The following is a 15,071-nucleotide window of genomic DNA, read 5'->3' as shown; positions in this document are numbered from 1 at the left end:
CTGCCAAGCGCAAGGGGAGGCCGGAGTGGCTACAGGTACGCTCAATATCCAACGTCTGTCAGTGAGGATAGTCTCGTGTCACACTCAAATTCCATAGACGTCAGCGCCGTAGAGGAAGGCGTGGCAGGTTCGGGCAAGCTTGCCTTAATCAGGATAAAACAGTGGCTGCAAAGCCCGGCTCCTTATCTCAACCTTCTGGGTGTCTGCGGATTTGTGGCACTCTGGTATCTGACTACAGAAGTGTTTGATCTGCCGTTGTTCAATAAACTGCCCGGACCCAAGGCCACATTTTCCGAATGGGTTTCTCCCAGCCCGGTGTACGGCATCTCCCTGCATACGCATGAGTATTATCAGCATATCGGCATAAGCGTGTGGCGTGTTTTTCAGGCTTTTATTCTGGCCACATGTTTGGGCGTGCCCATAGGTCTTTTCATGGGCTGGAAGAAGAAGTTCAAGGATTACACATTTCCACTGCTTGAGGTGTTGCGGCCCATTCCCATGCTGGCCTGGGTCCCTCTGGCTATCCTTATGTGGCCCGGACGTGAAGCCTCCATTGTTTTTCTGACCTTTCTCGGCTCGTTTTTCGCCACAGTGCTGAACACGCTCCTTGGTGTCGAATCCATCGACGAAAGCTATTTTCGCGCGGCCTCTTCACTGGGTGCGTCGGAAAAACAGATTTTTTTCAAAGTCATCGTGCCCGGAGCGTTGCCCTTCGTTTTCACGGGGCTGCAGATCAGCATGGGCTATGCATGGTTTTCTCTTGTCGCAGGTGAAATGCTGGCCGGAGAATTCGGTCTGGGTTATCTGATCTGGAATTCTTACACCCTGGTGCAGTATCCGGTCATTATTATCGCCATGATTACCCTTGGCGTCATCGGATCATTCAGCAGTCTTCTTATTCGCCTGATCGGTGACAAACTTATGCAGTGGAAAGTTCGGGAGGTTGCATAATGAGTCAGCAAATGGGCACTGCCCCTGAAAAGACGCCTCGTGGCGCCATAAGCATAAAAAACGTCACCAAGATTTACGATCCTGACGGCGCCAGGGTGCTGGCTGTGGATAATTGCTGCATGGAAGTAGAGGCCGGCGAATTCTGTGTCATTGTGGGCCCGTCCGGCTGCGGAAAAACCACTCTGCTCAACGCCATTGCAGGTTTTCACGGTATAAGCGAAGGCGAAATATGCCTTGATGGTGAACTGCTTTGTTCTGGAGGGCATCAGGCCAGACCTGGGTCCGACCGCATTGTGGTTTTTCAGAACGGGGCTCTTTTCCCCTGGTTTACCGTGCTTGAAAACGTCACATTCGGCCCGGTCATGCAGGGCGTCATGCACAAAAAGGAAGCCGAAGAAAAGGCGCTGCACATGATGGGGCAGATGGGCCTTAAAAATATTGCCCGCAACTATCCCAGTGAAATTTCCTCCGGCATGCGCAGGCGCGTGGAGATAGCCCGCGCCATGATGAATGATCCTCGCGTACTGCTGCTTGACGAACCCTTCCGCGCCATGGACGCATTGACCAAAACAGTTGTGCACCAGTTTTTGCTGGACGTTTACGATAAAAATAAAACCACGGTTTTTTTCATCACGCACGACCTTGATGAGGCCATTTTTCTTGGCAGCAAGGTCTACATCATGACCACCAGACCCGCGACCATTAAAAAAATCCTCCATGTGGGCCTACCGCGACCGCGCGATTTCCGTATTCTGGCGTCGCCCGAATACCAGCGCTTGCGCGATGAATGTATCGCTGCGGTGCACGAGGAGGCGGTCAAGGCGTTTAAAGCCGGCGAACGAGAAATGTAGGAGTGCATGATGACATCGTTGACCATTACCCCCACGTCTTCATCCTTCGGCACATTCGTCAGAAAAAAGATAGCGACGGTTTCCCTGCTGCGTGGCCTTATTTCCATTGCAGCGTTTACGGTGATCTGGGAAATAAGTTCGCTTCTGCATGTGCCCATAATCGGCAATGTGCCCGCGCCTTCAGAGGTAGTCGTCTCGCTGCTTGCCCAGATAAAACTGGCCCACTACTGGCAGTCCTGGGGCGACAGTATGATACGCATTTTCATAGGTTTCATAATCGCCCAGATAGTGGGTGTGCCTCTGGGGCTTTTTCTCGGGGCAAATCAGAGAGCGCGTGAAATCATTTTTCCCATTTTTGAAATCATGCGCCCCGTGCCACCCCTGGCCTGGGTTCCGGTTTCGGTCATTTTTTGGCCTTCAGCCGAAATGAGCATGATTTTCGTCACCTTCTTGGGCGCTTTTTTCACTGTGGTGCTGAATATCGTTGAAGGCGTCACCAGCATTGACGTGCGTTATATCCGGGCGGCGTATTCCCTCGGGTCCACCAAGAGCGACATTTTTTGGCGCATCATGCTGCCCGCAAGCCTGCCCAGTGTTGTGGTTGGAATGACCGTTGGCATGGGCATTACTTGGGCCGTGGTTGTGGCCGCGGAAATGATCGCCACCAACACCGGTCTCGGCTACCTGACCTGGCGGGGCTACGTGGCCGGAGAATATCCGCTGATCGTCGTGGGCATGATGAGCATCGGCATCGCGGGTTATTTTTCTTCGGCCCTGATCCGCTGGATAGGCAACCGTTTCACGCCCTGGAACCATTCCAGGTAGCCGTAAGGAGAAGCGAGATGCAAGCAGAACAGGCCCACGGCATTCACGGTGTCGGCACCGGCGAAATGAAGGTTGACGCCGTTTCCAAGTCGTACGGCGCGGATGTCATGTTGAAATGGGTCGTGAAGGACTGCTCCTTCACGCTTGAGCAGGGTAAACTGACGGTGCTTGTGGGCCCTTCGGGCTGCGGCAAAAGCACGCTCATCAACCTGCTGGCCGGGTATGAAAAGCCCACTTCGGGCTCGATTTACATGGACGGGCGGCCCATCGCGGGACCGGGGCCCGATCGTCTGGTGGTGTTTCAGGAAACCGCCCTGTTTCCCTGGATGACCACCTACGAAAACGTCAGCTACGGCCCCCGCGTGCGCAAGGATATGACCGCTTCGGATTTGCGCGATAAGACCATGCAGCTTCTTGAAATGGTCGGCCTTGAGGATTTTCGTGACAAATATCCCCCGCAGCTTTCGGGCGGCATGCAGCGCAGGGCGGAACTTGTGCGGGCCATGATCAACCACCCCAAGGTGATGATGATGGACGAGCCGTTCCGCGGGCTGGATGCCATGACCCGCTCTCTGATGCAGGAATACTACGTGCGTATCTTTGAGGAGTATCGCGGTACAAATCTTTTTGTCACTTCCGAACTGGAAGAGGGTATTTTTTTGGCTGACCGCCTGGTCATTCTGACCAACCAACCCTGCCGGATAAAGCGGGTTATGGAGGTCAACCTGCCGCGACCTCGCAATTTTTCCATTATGGGCTCGCAGGAATACCTGGACATCAAGCGTGAAGCTCTTGAACTGCTGCACGAAGAGGCCATGAAGTCCTTTGCCGCAGGCGCGGTCAACGCGGCCGACTTTCTTGAGGCGTATTCGCAGATGGGTGAGGATCAGGCCAAGCCCAGAGCGCAAAAATAACTTCCAAAACCGCAATGGCCGGATGCTGCTTGCGCTTGCTCTTTCTTTGTCTGAAGGGCGCTGAAAAATGCGGCAAACCGTCTGCGCACATTTCATTTGTCCAGCCTGATGCGGTCCTGCATTTTGAGCGGCATGAATCAAAAGGCGTCTACGGTCTGAAAGAGTTACAAACAATGGCAGTTGGAGGATAATATGAGCTATCTCGATTGCGAGTGCATCTCTCCTCAGGAAAAACGGCTGGCTGACCAGATGGCTGGCAAGGAAGACGTTTTCCGCAAGTCGCACAAGCGCGTCTTTCGCCTGGTTGAACGGTTTGAAAAGCAAAAACCCCGTATAGACATTGAACGCGCGTTGTACTTCACACAATCGATGCAGCAGACCGTGGGGCAGCCCCTGGTTTTACGGTGGGCCAAGGCCATGCTGCATATTGCCCAGAATATCACCATCCATGTGCAGGACGACCAGCTTCTGTTGGGCAGGGCAGGGGGCATCGGCCGGTATGGTATTCTGTACCCCGAACTGGACGGTGATTTTCTGGATATAGCCGTGCGTGATTTGCCCAACCGTGAAACATCGCCGGCCACGATAACGCCTGCAGACGCCAGACGGGTAATTAAAGAAATCGCACCGTTCTGGAAGGGAAAAACGTATCATGAGGCATTAAACACCGCCTTGCCCCAAGAAGTTCACAAACTCACCTATGATGACGCCGAAGGGCTTGTTTCTCGCTTTATTGTGAACGAAACATCCTCGTTCCGGTCATCCATCCAATGGGTGCACGACTACGAAAAGATCCTGAAGCGTGGCTTTAACGGCATCAAACGCGATGCCGAAGAAAAACTGGCGGCTCTGGACCCATCAAGCCCCGTGGATCAGGTGGACAAGCGCCCCTTCCTTGAAGCGGTGGTTATCGTTTCCAACGCTATTGTGCTCTGGGCGCGCAGATATGCCGCTCTTGCCAAGTCAATGGCGGAAAAAGAGAAAGACCCCACGCGCAAACATGAATTGCAGCTTATGGCGGCCAATGCCGAACATGTGCCCGCCAATCCGGCCCGTGATTTTTATGAGGCCGTGCAGTCCCAGTGGTTTGTCCAGATGTTTTCACGCATGGAGCAAAAAACCGGAACCACCATTTCCAACGGCCGTATGGATCAGTATTTGTATCCTTACTATGAAAAAGGCCTGGAAGACGGGAGCATTACAAGGGAGAAGGCTCTTGAGCTGCTCGAATGCATGTGGGTCGGCATGGCCGAATTCATCGACATGTATATTTCACCCACAGGCGGAGCGTTCAATGAAGGATATGCCCATTGGGAGGCCGTCACCATCGGCGGGCAGACACCTGACGGATGCGATGCCACCAATGAACTGTCGCACCTGTTTTTGCAATCCAAACGCGAGTTTCCGCTGCATTATCCCGATCTTGCGGCGCGCATCCACTCGCGTGCTCCGGAATCATTCCTGTGGGACGTGGCAGAAACCATTAAATACGGCTCCGGCTTTCCAAAACTGATCAATGACGAGGAAGTGGTTCCTCTGTACGTTTCCAAGGGCGCCACTTTCGAGGAGGCGCTGGATTATGCGGTATCGGGATGCACCGAGGCCCGTATGCCCAACAGGGATACCTACACATCGGGCGGGGCCTATGTGAACTTCGCGGCAGCGCTTGAAATGGCCCTCTACAATGGCAAGATGAAGAAATACGGCGACGCCCAGCTGGGCATCCCAACCGGCAACGCCAGGGAATTCAAGAGCTGGAGCGACATGTGGAATGCCTACCTGGCCCAACACATGCTTTTTCTGCGTACCGCCTTTACCCAGCAGTATATTGTGAACAAAACGCGCGCCGTATGCTTTGCCCAACCCATGGGCTCAGCCCTGCATGACCTGTGTATGAAGCATTGCATTGACCTGCATCAGGAACATGTGCCCGAAGGCATCAACTTCGGCTACCTTGAATTTATGGGGTATGGTACGGTGACGGATTCATTGGCCGCCCTGAAAAAACTGGTGTTTGAGGACAAAAAACTGACCATGGATCAGGTGATGGACGCCCTTGAACATAACTTTGAAGGCCATGAAGATGTGCAGCAGCTTCTGCGGTCTGCGCCCTGCTACTGCAACAACGATCCTTATGCGGATGCCATCGCCCGTGATCTTGACAGGGTTTCCGTAGCCTTTTCCGATAAATACAGCAAAGAAATGGGCATTTACAACGATATCCGCTATGTGCCGTTTACTTCGCATGTGCCCTTTGGCAAGGTCGTTTCGGCCACCCCCAACGGCAGAACGGCCTGGTTCCCGCTTTCGGACGGCTCTTCCGCTTCTCATGGCGCGGATGTTAATGGGCCTACCGCTATTCTGCTGTCCAACAGCGGCACCAAAAATATGGGTATGCGTGCACGCGCCTCGCGTATGCTGAATATCAAATTCACCCCCAAATGCCTTGAAGGCGATGATGGCACGGAAAAACTCGTGTCTTTTATTCGCGCTTTTTGCGATCTCAAGCTCTGGCATGTGCAGTTCAACGTCATTAATAAGGAAACTCTGCTGGCCGCCCAGAAAAATCCGGAAAAATACCGCAACCTCATTGTCCGTATTGCTGGATACAGCGCGTATTTTGTGGACCTTTCACCCGATCTGCAGAACGACCTTATAGCCAGAACCGGACACGACATGTTGTAACCGTATGATCTGAAAAGGCCCGGCGGCAAGTCTGCCGGGCCTTTTCAATTTTCGATGCAAGCATTACGGAATTTCGGCGGTCGGTACAGCCGCCACGTGTTCATTAGAGCATTTTAACTTTGAAAAAGTGTAAGTGCTCTAACGCTGCACGAAAGTGCAGCGCGCCACAACATGGCGTGGATTCAGCCGAAAATCGCATTTTCGGCTGAATGAAGACTTTGAAATGCTTCACATTTCAAAGTTAATCTACTCTAAAGGCATCACCGCGCATGCAATATTACGCGGCCTGGTTGGTAGCGTCAGGCCCCAGGGGGAACCCAAATGGGATCTTTTGAAGACAGCAAGACGAGTGGCATGATTTTCAATATTCAGAAGTATTCGGTGCACGACGGGCCAGGCATACGAACTATTGTGTTTTTGAAGGGCTGCCCCCTTTCGTGTATTTGGTGCAGCAACCCGGAATCACAATCTTCGCGCCCGCAAATGGCATACAATGAGGGCCGTTGCTTGGGGCTCGAAAAATGCCAACGCTGTATCAATGCCTGTCCGCACGACGCCATTGCGGCCGCTGTCGGCAATGGGTTCCGTATCCACCGCAAGGCGTGTCACACGTGTGCTGATATGGCGTGCACATTGGTTTGCCCTTCCAAAGGGATGATTGTCTATGGCGAGACTGTAACTGTCGGTAATGTCCTGAACAAGGTGGAGCAGGACTCCATTTTTTACAAACGCTCTGGCGGCGGCATGACCCTTTCAGGTGGGGAGCCGCTGTTACAGGCCGAATTTGCCCTGGCTCTGCTCCGTGAGGCCCGCGCCCGGCACATCAGGGCAGCTGTTGAAACCTGCGGGCACATCCCCTGGGAAACATTGTCAGCTGCGGCGAAATTGTTACAGGCCATACTTTTTGATATCAAACATATGGACAGTGCAAAGCACAAACAGGGCACGGGAGTGGGCAACGAGCTTATTCTTGAAAATTTTGAACGCCTGCTTTTCGAGTTTCCGCGTTTGCCCGTGCTGGTGCGAACACCTGTTGTTCCCGGTTTCAACGATTCCGATGAAGCAGCCAGAAGTATCGGCAAATTTCTGGCCGGGCATGGCAATGTCAGCTTCCAGGCTTTGCCTTATCACCGGCTTGGAACGCAGAAATACACTTTTTTGGGGAAAAACTGTCGTATGGGTGAGGAGGCTCTTCCCAAAGAGGTTGCGGATCGCTTTCAGCGCATTGTAGATGACGCTCGTGGCGGATAACCGCGCAAATGGGTTACTTTCTTATCGCACCGCGTGGGAAAATACCTGCGAGCACGCCGGAGTAAAATTCTGCCCGTATACAATCTGGTATATGGCAGCAACGGAAATGCTTGCCCGTGGGGCGGACTTAGCCGCCGTAGCTGCACAGCTTGGGCATAGCAACGTGGCCACAACTGGCGGCACATATTCGCATGTAACTGCCGGGAGCCAGGCCGCAGCGGCAGTGTAAATATCTCCGGTCAGATTTGACAGCTTATAAAGATTGTCAGTTCAATCGTTAATCTTACCGCATGGCGCCGTAAATCTTCCTTGCTGTTTGCATCATGAATATCACCAGGCCAGTATCGCAGCTGCGGCAGAAGGCAAGTCGCTGAATGCCAAGCAGAGGGGCCATCACCCCGCCTTACTCCCCCTTCCCTACATACCTCCCTCTCACAACTCTGAGCCTCCCGGCAGCCACAAGCTGTTGCACCGTGCAAGGCCTGTCGCCCGGCGGCACATCCATCTGCATCCGAATCAATGTGAGAGGGTTGAACGATGGATATTTTTACGATATAATCTACTGGATAATTGGTAAGTTAGAGAATGCAAACGAACACGCACTAGTCTGTAATTCAGTAAGCTACAAGAGAAAAAATATCGATTGACAAAAACTCTCAGAACTTTTTTGGGTAAACTCTTTCTTAAAAGGAACCATTTTCATGCTTTCTATATCTCTGATTGTTCCCGTATTCAATGAAGAAGCGGCCATTCCTCTTTTTCTTGAAAGGATCGAAAATGTTTTTAGAGAGCATAAAGATCTCACTCTGGAAATTGTTTTTGTTAACGATGGCAGTAGCGACGGCACATTAGCAAGTCTTCTTGAGAAGCGCCGCCACGATCCCCGTATCGTTGTCGTTGATCTTAGCCGTAATTTCGGGAAAGAAGCGGCGTTGAGCGCCGGGCTCCAGACTGCGCAAGGAAGGGTTATCGTTCCGCTTGATGTGGATTTACAGGATCCGCCCGAGCTGATCCCGGCCATGGTGGCTAAATGGCGTGAAGGCTATGAAGTCGTCGCGGGCAGGCGCGTACGCCGAGATGCGGATTCCTGGTCCAAGCGGATTTCAGCGCGCTGGTTTTATCGCGTGCATAATATTTTTGCGGATCAAAAATTGCCCGAAAATGTTGGTGATTTCAGGCTGATGGACCGTAGCGTGGTGGACGCCCTGAATGCTTTGCCAGAATCCTGCCGTTTTATGAAGGGCCTTTTCGCCTGGGTTGGCTTTCGAACGACCTGCATTGATTACGCCCGCCCGCCCCGAGTGGCGGGAGAAGGCAAATTTAATGCCTGGAGACTGTGGAATTTCGCTTTGGACGGCATTACCAGCTTCAGTACCGTGCCTTTACGGATTTGGACATATATGGGGTTTGCACTGGCTTTTACGGCTTTCGTGTTTGCCGTTCTGATCTTTTTGCGTGTGCTCATTTCGGGAGTGGACGTGCCGGGCTACGCATCACTGATGGTGGTCATCATTTTTTTCGGCGGATTGCAGTTGATCGGCATCGGCATTCTCGGCGAATATCTGGGCAGAAACTATATTGAATCCAAGCGCAGACCCGTTTTTCTGATAAGAAAAATATATAAGTAGACTTGCAGGAAGGAAAGCCAATGAAGCGAATTCTGATTTCTTTTCCCTTTGGGGCCGCGCTTGTCATTCTCATCAGCACCATTTATCCGCGTATTGTTGCAGTGGGTCATTTCCCCCACATGGATGAAGGGGTCTATGCCTATTGGGGGATGCTCATTTATCAAAGCCTTGCGGAAGGCCACGGCCTGCCCGGCGCGGGCGGGCTTTCGCTATACCCGTTCCTGCTTTCCTGGACATTTTCCTTGCCGGGCATGCTGGTTGTCTGGCTACGCCTGGCAGACATGCTGGTGGCGACCTGTGCCGCATGGCTGTTCTGCCGCCTGATGGTGAAAGAAAGCGGTAGCCGTGTGGTCGGGCTGCTTGTGTCTCTGGCTTTTCTATGCGCCATGAATCGGCTGAATGTCATTGACGCTGGCTTTAAAAATGCGATTTTTGCCGCTTATATCCCCTTATTTCTGGCGTTGCAGTTGTGTCAGAAGCCGTTGTGCGCATCCAGCTCCCGTTGGTATGCAGTAGGGGCGTTGACGGCTTTGGCCGTACTTTTGCGCGAACCCTTTGTCACATTCGCTGTGTTGGGCCTGTTTTCCATCTGGATTGGATGGGGTTTTGGCGCCGCATGGCGTTACGCTGTGGGCGGGGTGCTAGCTGGTCTGGCCGTCCTGATTTTGGTGGTAATCGGACGAGGAGACATGGCGAGCCTTGTCCACTACTATGTGAACCTGAGCGAAGTATATGCAGCTGAGTCCTGGAGAGTTGGCAAGAAATTTATCTGGAACGGCCTATATTCTTTAGCTTCTTTTGCTGGCCCACTGGGCTTGACGGTGTTGGCCGGCGGCGTATTCGTTATGGCGCGACGTCTTTGCCGCAAGGCCGGGCAGTCCATAACCGGGGACAAAAGAGCGTTGTTTTGGTTGGCGGCCGCGTTACTGCCTTTGTTGGAACCGCTTTCCAAAGTTGGTTTTATCTATCATTTTGCGGTGTGCCTGCCGGGCTTCGCCGGGCTCTGTGCTCTGGCCTGGCAGCGGGTGGAGCAGTGCCCCTCCATATTCCGTCTGAAACGGCTGGGAGTGCCCTTGGCTTCTCTGGCCTGCCTTTTGGCTCTTACAGGCCTGCCCGGTCCCGCGAAGCTCGGGATGACCCTGAACGTATTGCGCCAATATCCCAATACTGCATGGCCTGAACAATATGTCTCACAATCCAATACGCTGTTGGTGGCCAAAGCATTGCATGACATTCTTCCTGTCCGCGGAACGCTGTCCACCAGCGGGCATACTTTTTTTCTGTATGAGGTGTTAGGTGTATTACCGCCGACTGAAGGAACCTTCGCGCCACAGGATATTTTTCGCCTCAGTGATCTGAGTCGGGCCTATCTTGCTTTGGGAAAAGATGCGGATCAGTTGGCGGGGGCTCTGCGGGCCAATCCGCCCGATGCTCTGGCTGTGGGCTTTACCTACTCGGATCACGAACCGACTTTTGTTGAAGGCGTGGTTGAGGCTGTGCGACTCAGCGGCCTTTATGAGCTTGTGACGACTATCCCCGTGAATAAATCCCTAAATTATGGATGGATGGGCTATTATATTTACCAAAGGCGCCTTGACATCCTCTCCCGGCTTTAGGCGAGGGAGGGGAAGCCTTGAGCATGTGCTTGAGGCTTACCTTTTTCCTGTTTTTGGCGAAATGCGCTACCTAACTCTTTTTGGTAAGGCTGCCGCGTTAACCCATACGATTATTTGCACTCATGTTTTTCGTGATGGCAATAAACGCACTGTGCTGATATGTTGTATGGCCATGTGTGAAATCAATGGATACTTTTTTGTAATAAACAGCAGCTGAGGATTTTTTTGTTCGTATTGCTGCGGAAAGCTTATCTTGGCAAGACATTTCGGCATGGCTGGAGAAGCACGCAAAGATAAATAGACATCATCAAACTTGGTTGAGTTGAAAAGGCCGGGTTTCCCAGGCCTCTTTTTGTATGTAGATCCCCCCCCCGCTATTGGTCTGCACCCCGTCAAGTAGACAGTTAAAAAGGCCCCAGGGGCGATGATTAAGCGGCCAGCTTTTCCCGGTACTCCACCGGGGAAAGCTGGCCGAGTCTTTTTTGAAATCGTTTGGTGTTGTAGAAACGTATGTACTCTTCAATCAGAGCGCTCGTTTCTTCTTTGCCTTGCACTGAATTTTTGAGAAAAACTTCAGCCTTCAAATGCGAAAAGAACGATTCAACGCATGCATTGTCCAAGCAATTGCCTTTGCGAGAATGACTTCCCTGAAGTTGTAATTTTTCAAGCTGGTTACAATACAATTTGTGAGTGTATTGAAATCCTTGATCTGAATGCACTACCGCGCCTCGCATTGCCCGAAGTTTGTCGAATGTGGCGAGCACAAGAGCAAGGTCATTTCGGGATGAGAGGGCGTGAGCGACGATTTCGTTAGTGCACAAATCTTGCACTACAGACAGATAAATGAAGCCGCTAGTTGTGGGTAAATAGGTTATATCTGTCGCAACCTTCTTGTTGGGGAGTTGAACTTTGAAGTTACGTCCAAGCAGATTCGGAAACACTGTGCTGCCAGATTTACCAAAGTAACGACGCTTTTTGCGAATAACAGACTGGATGCCGAGCTTGCGCATAAGCCGATAAACACGTTTGTGGTTCACGGCAAAACCTTCACGGAGTAAGGCCACCGTTATGCGGCGATAACCATAAAATGGCCGCATGGAGTGGATAGCCTTAATATGGGCTGTAATGTCGGCCTCACTATTCACCCTGGAGATTGCCATCCTCCATTTGTAATAGCCGGATCTAGATAATCCAGAAAAGTGTAATAATGTTTCCAAAGAGGAATGAGCACGCATCGCATCAATTATTTGGAAAAAAACTCTTTTGGGTGCGCTCCCCATTCGTGCCCGAATCGGGAGCGATACAACTTTTTTAAATAGTCTCGCTCTGCTTTTACATAAGCAAGTTCTTCTTCTACAGATGAAAACTTCGTTTTTGGTCGCCCACGATGCTCCGCATGGCTACTTTTACCGCGGCCATCTTCCAACGATTCACCAGAGTTAATCTTGGCAACCCATTCTCGAAGAGTCTTTTTATCCTTGATTCCCAATTCTTCACAAAGTTGCCGATAGCTACGTCCACCCTTAAGAAAAAGCTTTACGGCTTCTTCCTTGAACGAAGGTGAATATGTAGTCTTCTTACCGTCGGCCATAAAAGACCCCCATCATGTTTTCAAAGGTTAAGCCTAGTGGGGCTTTTTTGCTTTGTCTACCTGATGGGGGGCATAGCAATAGCGGGTGGGGGGACAAAGTGTTATACACACAAAAACACCCTTTCTGTACGATGAAGTTGTTCAAGCCCATCGTAACTTTTAAAGAAGGGTGTTTTTGTTATGGGAACCCAGGCCCAAAGTTTAGCTCACACAAAATGGCTGTGCAAGTATCATATCGTGTTTACACCTAAGTATCGAAGAAAAATAATATTCGCACAGCTGCGCGACAGCATAAAAAAATTATGCAAAGTCTTTGTAAGTACAAAGGGGTAGAGATTTTAGAAGGGCATTTGATGCCAGACCATATCCACATGCTGGTGAGTATCCCGCCAAAGATTAGCGTGTCGAGTTTTATGGGGTATTTGAAAGGCAAAAGCTCATTGATGATCTTTGATAAGCACGCAAACCTTAAGTATAAGTTCGGCAACAGAAAGTTTTGGGCCGAAGATACTACGTCAGCACAGTCGGACTCAACGAGGCAACGATCAGAAAATATATCCAGCAGCAGGAGAAGCATGATATTTTGTAAGATAAGTTGAGTACGCGCGAGTATCAAGACCCCTTCAAAGGGTAGCCAAGGCGACAATGGCACTGGGCTTGAACGCAGTGAAAGCCAGCGTCTTTAGGCGCAGCCGGTAACAGGCCCTTACGACATCCGGCACATTGCCGCATCTGCTTGCCGCTGGGGCTGATCTCGCCGCCGTAGCTGCCCAGATGGGGCATGCCAGCATACAAACAACGGCAACCACGATGCCCATGTTACACCCGGTGGACAGTCCAGAGCAGCTGAGTTAATGCCCCCACTCGATTTGGTGCCAGTTGGTGCCGGAAAAAACGACAAAAAGGGTTAGAGAATACCCCTAACCCTTTGTTTTTCTTTGGTACCGGGAGCGAGACTTGAACTCGCAAGAGGTTGCCCTCGGCGGATTTTGAGTCCGCTGCGTCTACCAATTCCACCATCCCGGCAAGACGTGGGCTCTGGTTTTTATCCGTGCCCATACGTGCGAAAGGCATTACTAGCGCAATGGGTGGGGGTAAGTCAAGAACCAGCGTGAAGCTGATTGTCCCCTGAGGCCAGAAACCCTGCAACGTCGAAGAGATGTGCGCATCAAAAATGCCCTGCTATGGAGCCTGGACAGGTGCCTGTTCTTCTATCCAATGGGAGGCCCTTGCAACGGCGCGATGCCACTGGTGCAGCATTTTTTCTTTTTTATCTTCTGTCATTTCGGGCGTGAAGCGGCGATCAAGCTTCCATTTATGGGCAAGAACCTCCTCACTTTCCCAAAAACCCACAGCAAGCCCCGCCAGATATGCAGCGCCTAGAGCCGTGGTTTCTGTAATAGTGGGGCGTTCCACGACCACGCCAGTGAGGTCGGCCTGAAACTGCATAAGCATATTGTTTCTGCTGGCGCCGCCGTCCACTCGCAAGGTAGTAAGGTTGATGCCAGTATCTTTTTTCATGGCGTCAATAATATCAAGCGTCTGCAGCGCTATGGCCTCAATGACGGCACGGGCGATATGGCCTCTTGTTGTGCCTCGTGTCAGGCCGACAATCGTACCTCTGGCATATTGATCCCAATAGGGCGCGCCCATGCCCACAAATGCCGGAACCATATACACTCCGCCATTATCAGGCACAGTGGCCGCCAATCCTTCCAGTTCGGATGAGTCGTTGATGAGGCCAAGCCCATCCCGAAGCCATTGCACAGCCGCGCCAGCTACAAAAACACTGCCTTCAAGGGCGTAAGAATAGCCCCGGCCCGTTTGCCACGCCACTGTGGCAAGCAGGTTGTTCTGGCTTGTGCGTGGCCTTTCACCAGTATTCAGCAGCAAAAAACAGCCTGTTCCATAAGTGTTTTTGGCCATGCCTTCTTTCATGCAACCGTTACCGTATGTTGCCGCCTGCTGGTCTCCGGCAATACCGGCAATGGGGACGGCGTGTCCAAAAAATTCAGGATGCGTCCGCGCCATCACGCTGGAAGAGGGGGCAATTTCGGGCAGCATGGCACGCGGTACGCCCATGATTGCCAGCAATTCATCGTCCCACTTCTGGGTGTGGATGTTAAAAAGCAGTGTACGGCTGGCGTTGGAGGGATCCGTGACATGGGCCCCACGCTTGCTGAGATTCCAGACAAGCCATGTATCCACCGTGCCGAACAGGAGTTCGCCGGCTTCAGCTCGTGCCCTGGCCCCAGGAATGGTATCAAGAATCCAGCGTATCTTGCTGCCGGAGAAGTATGCATCAAGAACAAGGCCGGTTTTATCCTGAATAATCCTGGCTTTTCCTTCCGCGCGTAGCTGGTCGCAAAAAGCTGCTGTGCGACGATCTTGCCAAACTATTGCGTTATAGATGGGCGCTCCGGTGGATTTTTCCCAAACAATGGTGGTTTCGCGTTGGTTGGTGATCCCAATGGCTGCCAGCGCATTGCCGCTTACCCGTGCATTGCGCAGGCATTCGCGAACGACGCGATTTTGTGAGTCGAAAATTTCATTGGGGCTGTGTTCTACCCACCCCGCCTGGGGGTATATCTGCGTGAATTCTTTTTGCGCGATCTGAACGATGTTGGCGTTGTGGTCAAAGAGGATTGCCCGTGAGCTGGTTGTGCCCTGATCAAGAGCCAAGATATACTGTGCCGTCATATGTCCTCCACCTGATTCAAAAGCCAGCGGTTGTCGCATGGTACACGCGCTCGGCTTCC

General features: G+C 51.9%; 11 protein-coding genes, 1 tRNA gene and 2 pseudogenes. 11 read left to right on the top strand and 3 right to left on the bottom strand.

Annotation, left to right across the window (positions count from 1 at the left end):
* The first annotated feature begins 75 nt into the window (after positions 1-75).
* From ACZ5DH_RS05370 to ACZ5DH_RS05325, 10 genes are all read left to right on the top strand, one after another.
* Positions 76-951, top strand: a complete 876-nt coding sequence (locus ACZ5DH_RS05370; RefSeq protein ID WP_464256069.1) for an ABC transporter permease — start codon at positions 76-78, stop codon at positions 949-951.
* A complete protein-coding gene (locus ACZ5DH_RS05365; RefSeq protein WP_464256068.1) occupies positions 951-1,802 on the top strand; it encodes an ABC transporter ATP-binding protein in 852 nt (283 codons plus the stop codon). Before ACZ5DH_RS05370 ends, ACZ5DH_RS05365 begins: the two co-directional genes overlap by 1 nt.
* Before the next feature lie 6 nt (positions 1,803-1,808).
* The gene (locus tag ACZ5DH_RS05360; RefSeq protein WP_464256067.1) at positions 1,809-2,627 is read left to right on the top strand and encodes an ABC transporter permease; all 819 of its coding nucleotides are present in this window, start codon (positions 1,809-1,811) and stop codon (positions 2,625-2,627) included.
* A 17-nt stretch (positions 2,628-2,644) separates the two neighbouring features.
* Positions 2,645-3,541, top strand: a complete 897-nt coding sequence (locus tag ACZ5DH_RS05355; RefSeq protein WP_464256066.1) for an ABC transporter ATP-binding protein — start codon at positions 2,645-2,647, stop codon at positions 3,539-3,541.
* Between the two features lie 192 nt (positions 3,542-3,733).
* Positions 3,734-6,226, top strand: coding sequence for a (2S)-3-sulfopropanediol dehydratase (gene hpsG / locus ACZ5DH_RS05350; protein WP_464256065.1), 2,493 nt, complete (start codon positions 3,734-3,736; stop codon positions 6,224-6,226).
* Between the two features lie 321 nt (positions 6,227-6,547).
* Positions 6,548-7,477 (top strand): (2S)-3-sulfopropanediol dehydratase activating enzyme, encoded by a 930-nt coding sequence (hpsH, locus tag ACZ5DH_RS05345; protein WP_464256064.1) that lies wholly within the window; start codon positions 6,548-6,550, stop codon positions 7,475-7,477.
* Positions 7,458-7,706 (top strand): tyrosine-type recombinase/integrase, encoded by a 249-nt coding sequence (locus ACZ5DH_RS05340; RefSeq protein ID WP_464256063.1) that lies wholly within the window; start codon positions 7,458-7,460, stop codon positions 7,704-7,706. Before hpsH ends, ACZ5DH_RS05340 begins: the two co-directional genes overlap by 20 nt.
* A 472-nt stretch (positions 7,707-8,178) precedes the next feature.
* Positions 8,179-9,105, top strand: a complete 927-nt coding sequence (locus tag ACZ5DH_RS05335; protein WP_464256061.1) for a glycosyltransferase family 2 protein — start codon at positions 8,179-8,181, stop codon at positions 9,103-9,105.
* Between the two features lie 20 nt (positions 9,106-9,125).
* Complete coding sequence (locus tag ACZ5DH_RS05330; RefSeq protein WP_464256060.1) at positions 9,126-10,721, top strand: hypothetical protein; 1,596 nt, start codon at positions 9,126-9,128, stop codon at positions 10,719-10,721.
* Positions 10,663-10,938, top strand: coding sequence for a Fic family protein (locus ACZ5DH_RS05325; protein ID WP_464256059.1), 276 nt, complete (start codon positions 10,663-10,665; stop codon positions 10,936-10,938). Before ACZ5DH_RS05330 ends, ACZ5DH_RS05325 begins: the two co-directional genes overlap by 59 nt.
* Before the next feature lie 211 nt (positions 10,939-11,149).
* On the opposite strand, the pseudogene ACZ5DH_RS05320 reads toward ACZ5DH_RS05325, so the two are convergent.
* Positions 11,150-12,312 (bottom strand): annotated as a pseudogene (locus ACZ5DH_RS05320) (IS3 family transposase).
* 180 nt (positions 12,313-12,492) lie between these two features.
* Here ACZ5DH_RS05320 and tnpA point away from each other — a divergent pair.
* Positions 12,493-12,911 (top strand): annotated as a pseudogene (gene tnpA / locus ACZ5DH_RS05315) (IS200/IS605 family transposase).
* Positions 12,912-13,251: 340 nt separating this feature from the next.
* Here tnpA and ACZ5DH_RS05310 read toward each other — a convergent pair.
* Positions 13,252-13,338: transfer RNA gene (locus ACZ5DH_RS05310), tRNA-Leu, on the bottom strand.
* A gap of 156 nt (positions 13,339-13,494) precedes the next feature.
* On the bottom strand, positions 13,495-15,012 hold the full coding sequence (gene glpK, locus ACZ5DH_RS05305) for a glycerol kinase GlpK (protein ID WP_464256058.1): 1,518 nt from the start codon (positions 15,010-15,012) through the stop codon (positions 13,495-13,497).
* Between the last annotated feature and the right edge of the window lie 59 nt (positions 15,013-15,071).

Source organism: Desulfovibrio simplex, from assembly GCF_055387835.1.
This window is presented reverse-complemented; position numbering and strand designations above follow the sequence as displayed.

Excerpts from the sequence above, each read along its gene's own strand:
- glpK (WP_464256058.1), bottom strand. The coding sequence starts at position 15,012 with ATGACGGCACAGTATATCTTGGCTCTTGATCAGGGCACAACCAGCTCA.
- hpsH (WP_464256064.1), top strand. The coding sequence starts at position 6,548 with ATGGGATCTTTTGAAGACAGCAAGACGAGTGGCATGATTTTCAATATT.
- ACZ5DH_RS05325 (WP_464256059.1), top strand. The coding sequence starts at position 10,663 with ATGGATGGATGGGCTATTATATTTACCAAAGGCGCCTTGACATCCTCT.
- ACZ5DH_RS05335 (WP_464256061.1), top strand. The coding sequence starts at position 8,179 with ATGCTTTCTATATCTCTGATTGTTCCCGTATTCAATGAAGAAGCGGCC.
- ACZ5DH_RS05330 (WP_464256060.1), top strand. The coding sequence starts at position 9,126 with ATGAAGCGAATTCTGATTTCTTTTCCCTTTGGGGCCGCGCTTGTCATT.
- ACZ5DH_RS05355 (WP_464256066.1), top strand. The coding sequence starts at position 2,645 with ATGCAAGCAGAACAGGCCCACGGCATTCACGGTGTCGGCACCGGCGAA.
- ACZ5DH_RS05365 (WP_464256068.1), top strand. The coding sequence starts at position 951 with ATGAGTCAGCAAATGGGCACTGCCCCTGAAAAGACGCCTCGTGGCGCC.
- hpsG (WP_464256065.1), top strand. The coding sequence starts at position 3,734 with ATGAGCTATCTCGATTGCGAGTGCATCTCTCCTCAGGAAAAACGGCTG.
- ACZ5DH_RS05340 (WP_464256063.1), top strand. The coding sequence starts at position 7,458 with ATGACGCTCGTGGCGGATAACCGCGCAAATGGGTTACTTTCTTATCGC.
- ACZ5DH_RS05360 (WP_464256067.1), top strand. The coding sequence starts at position 1,809 with ATGATGACATCGTTGACCATTACCCCCACGTCTTCATCCTTCGGCACA.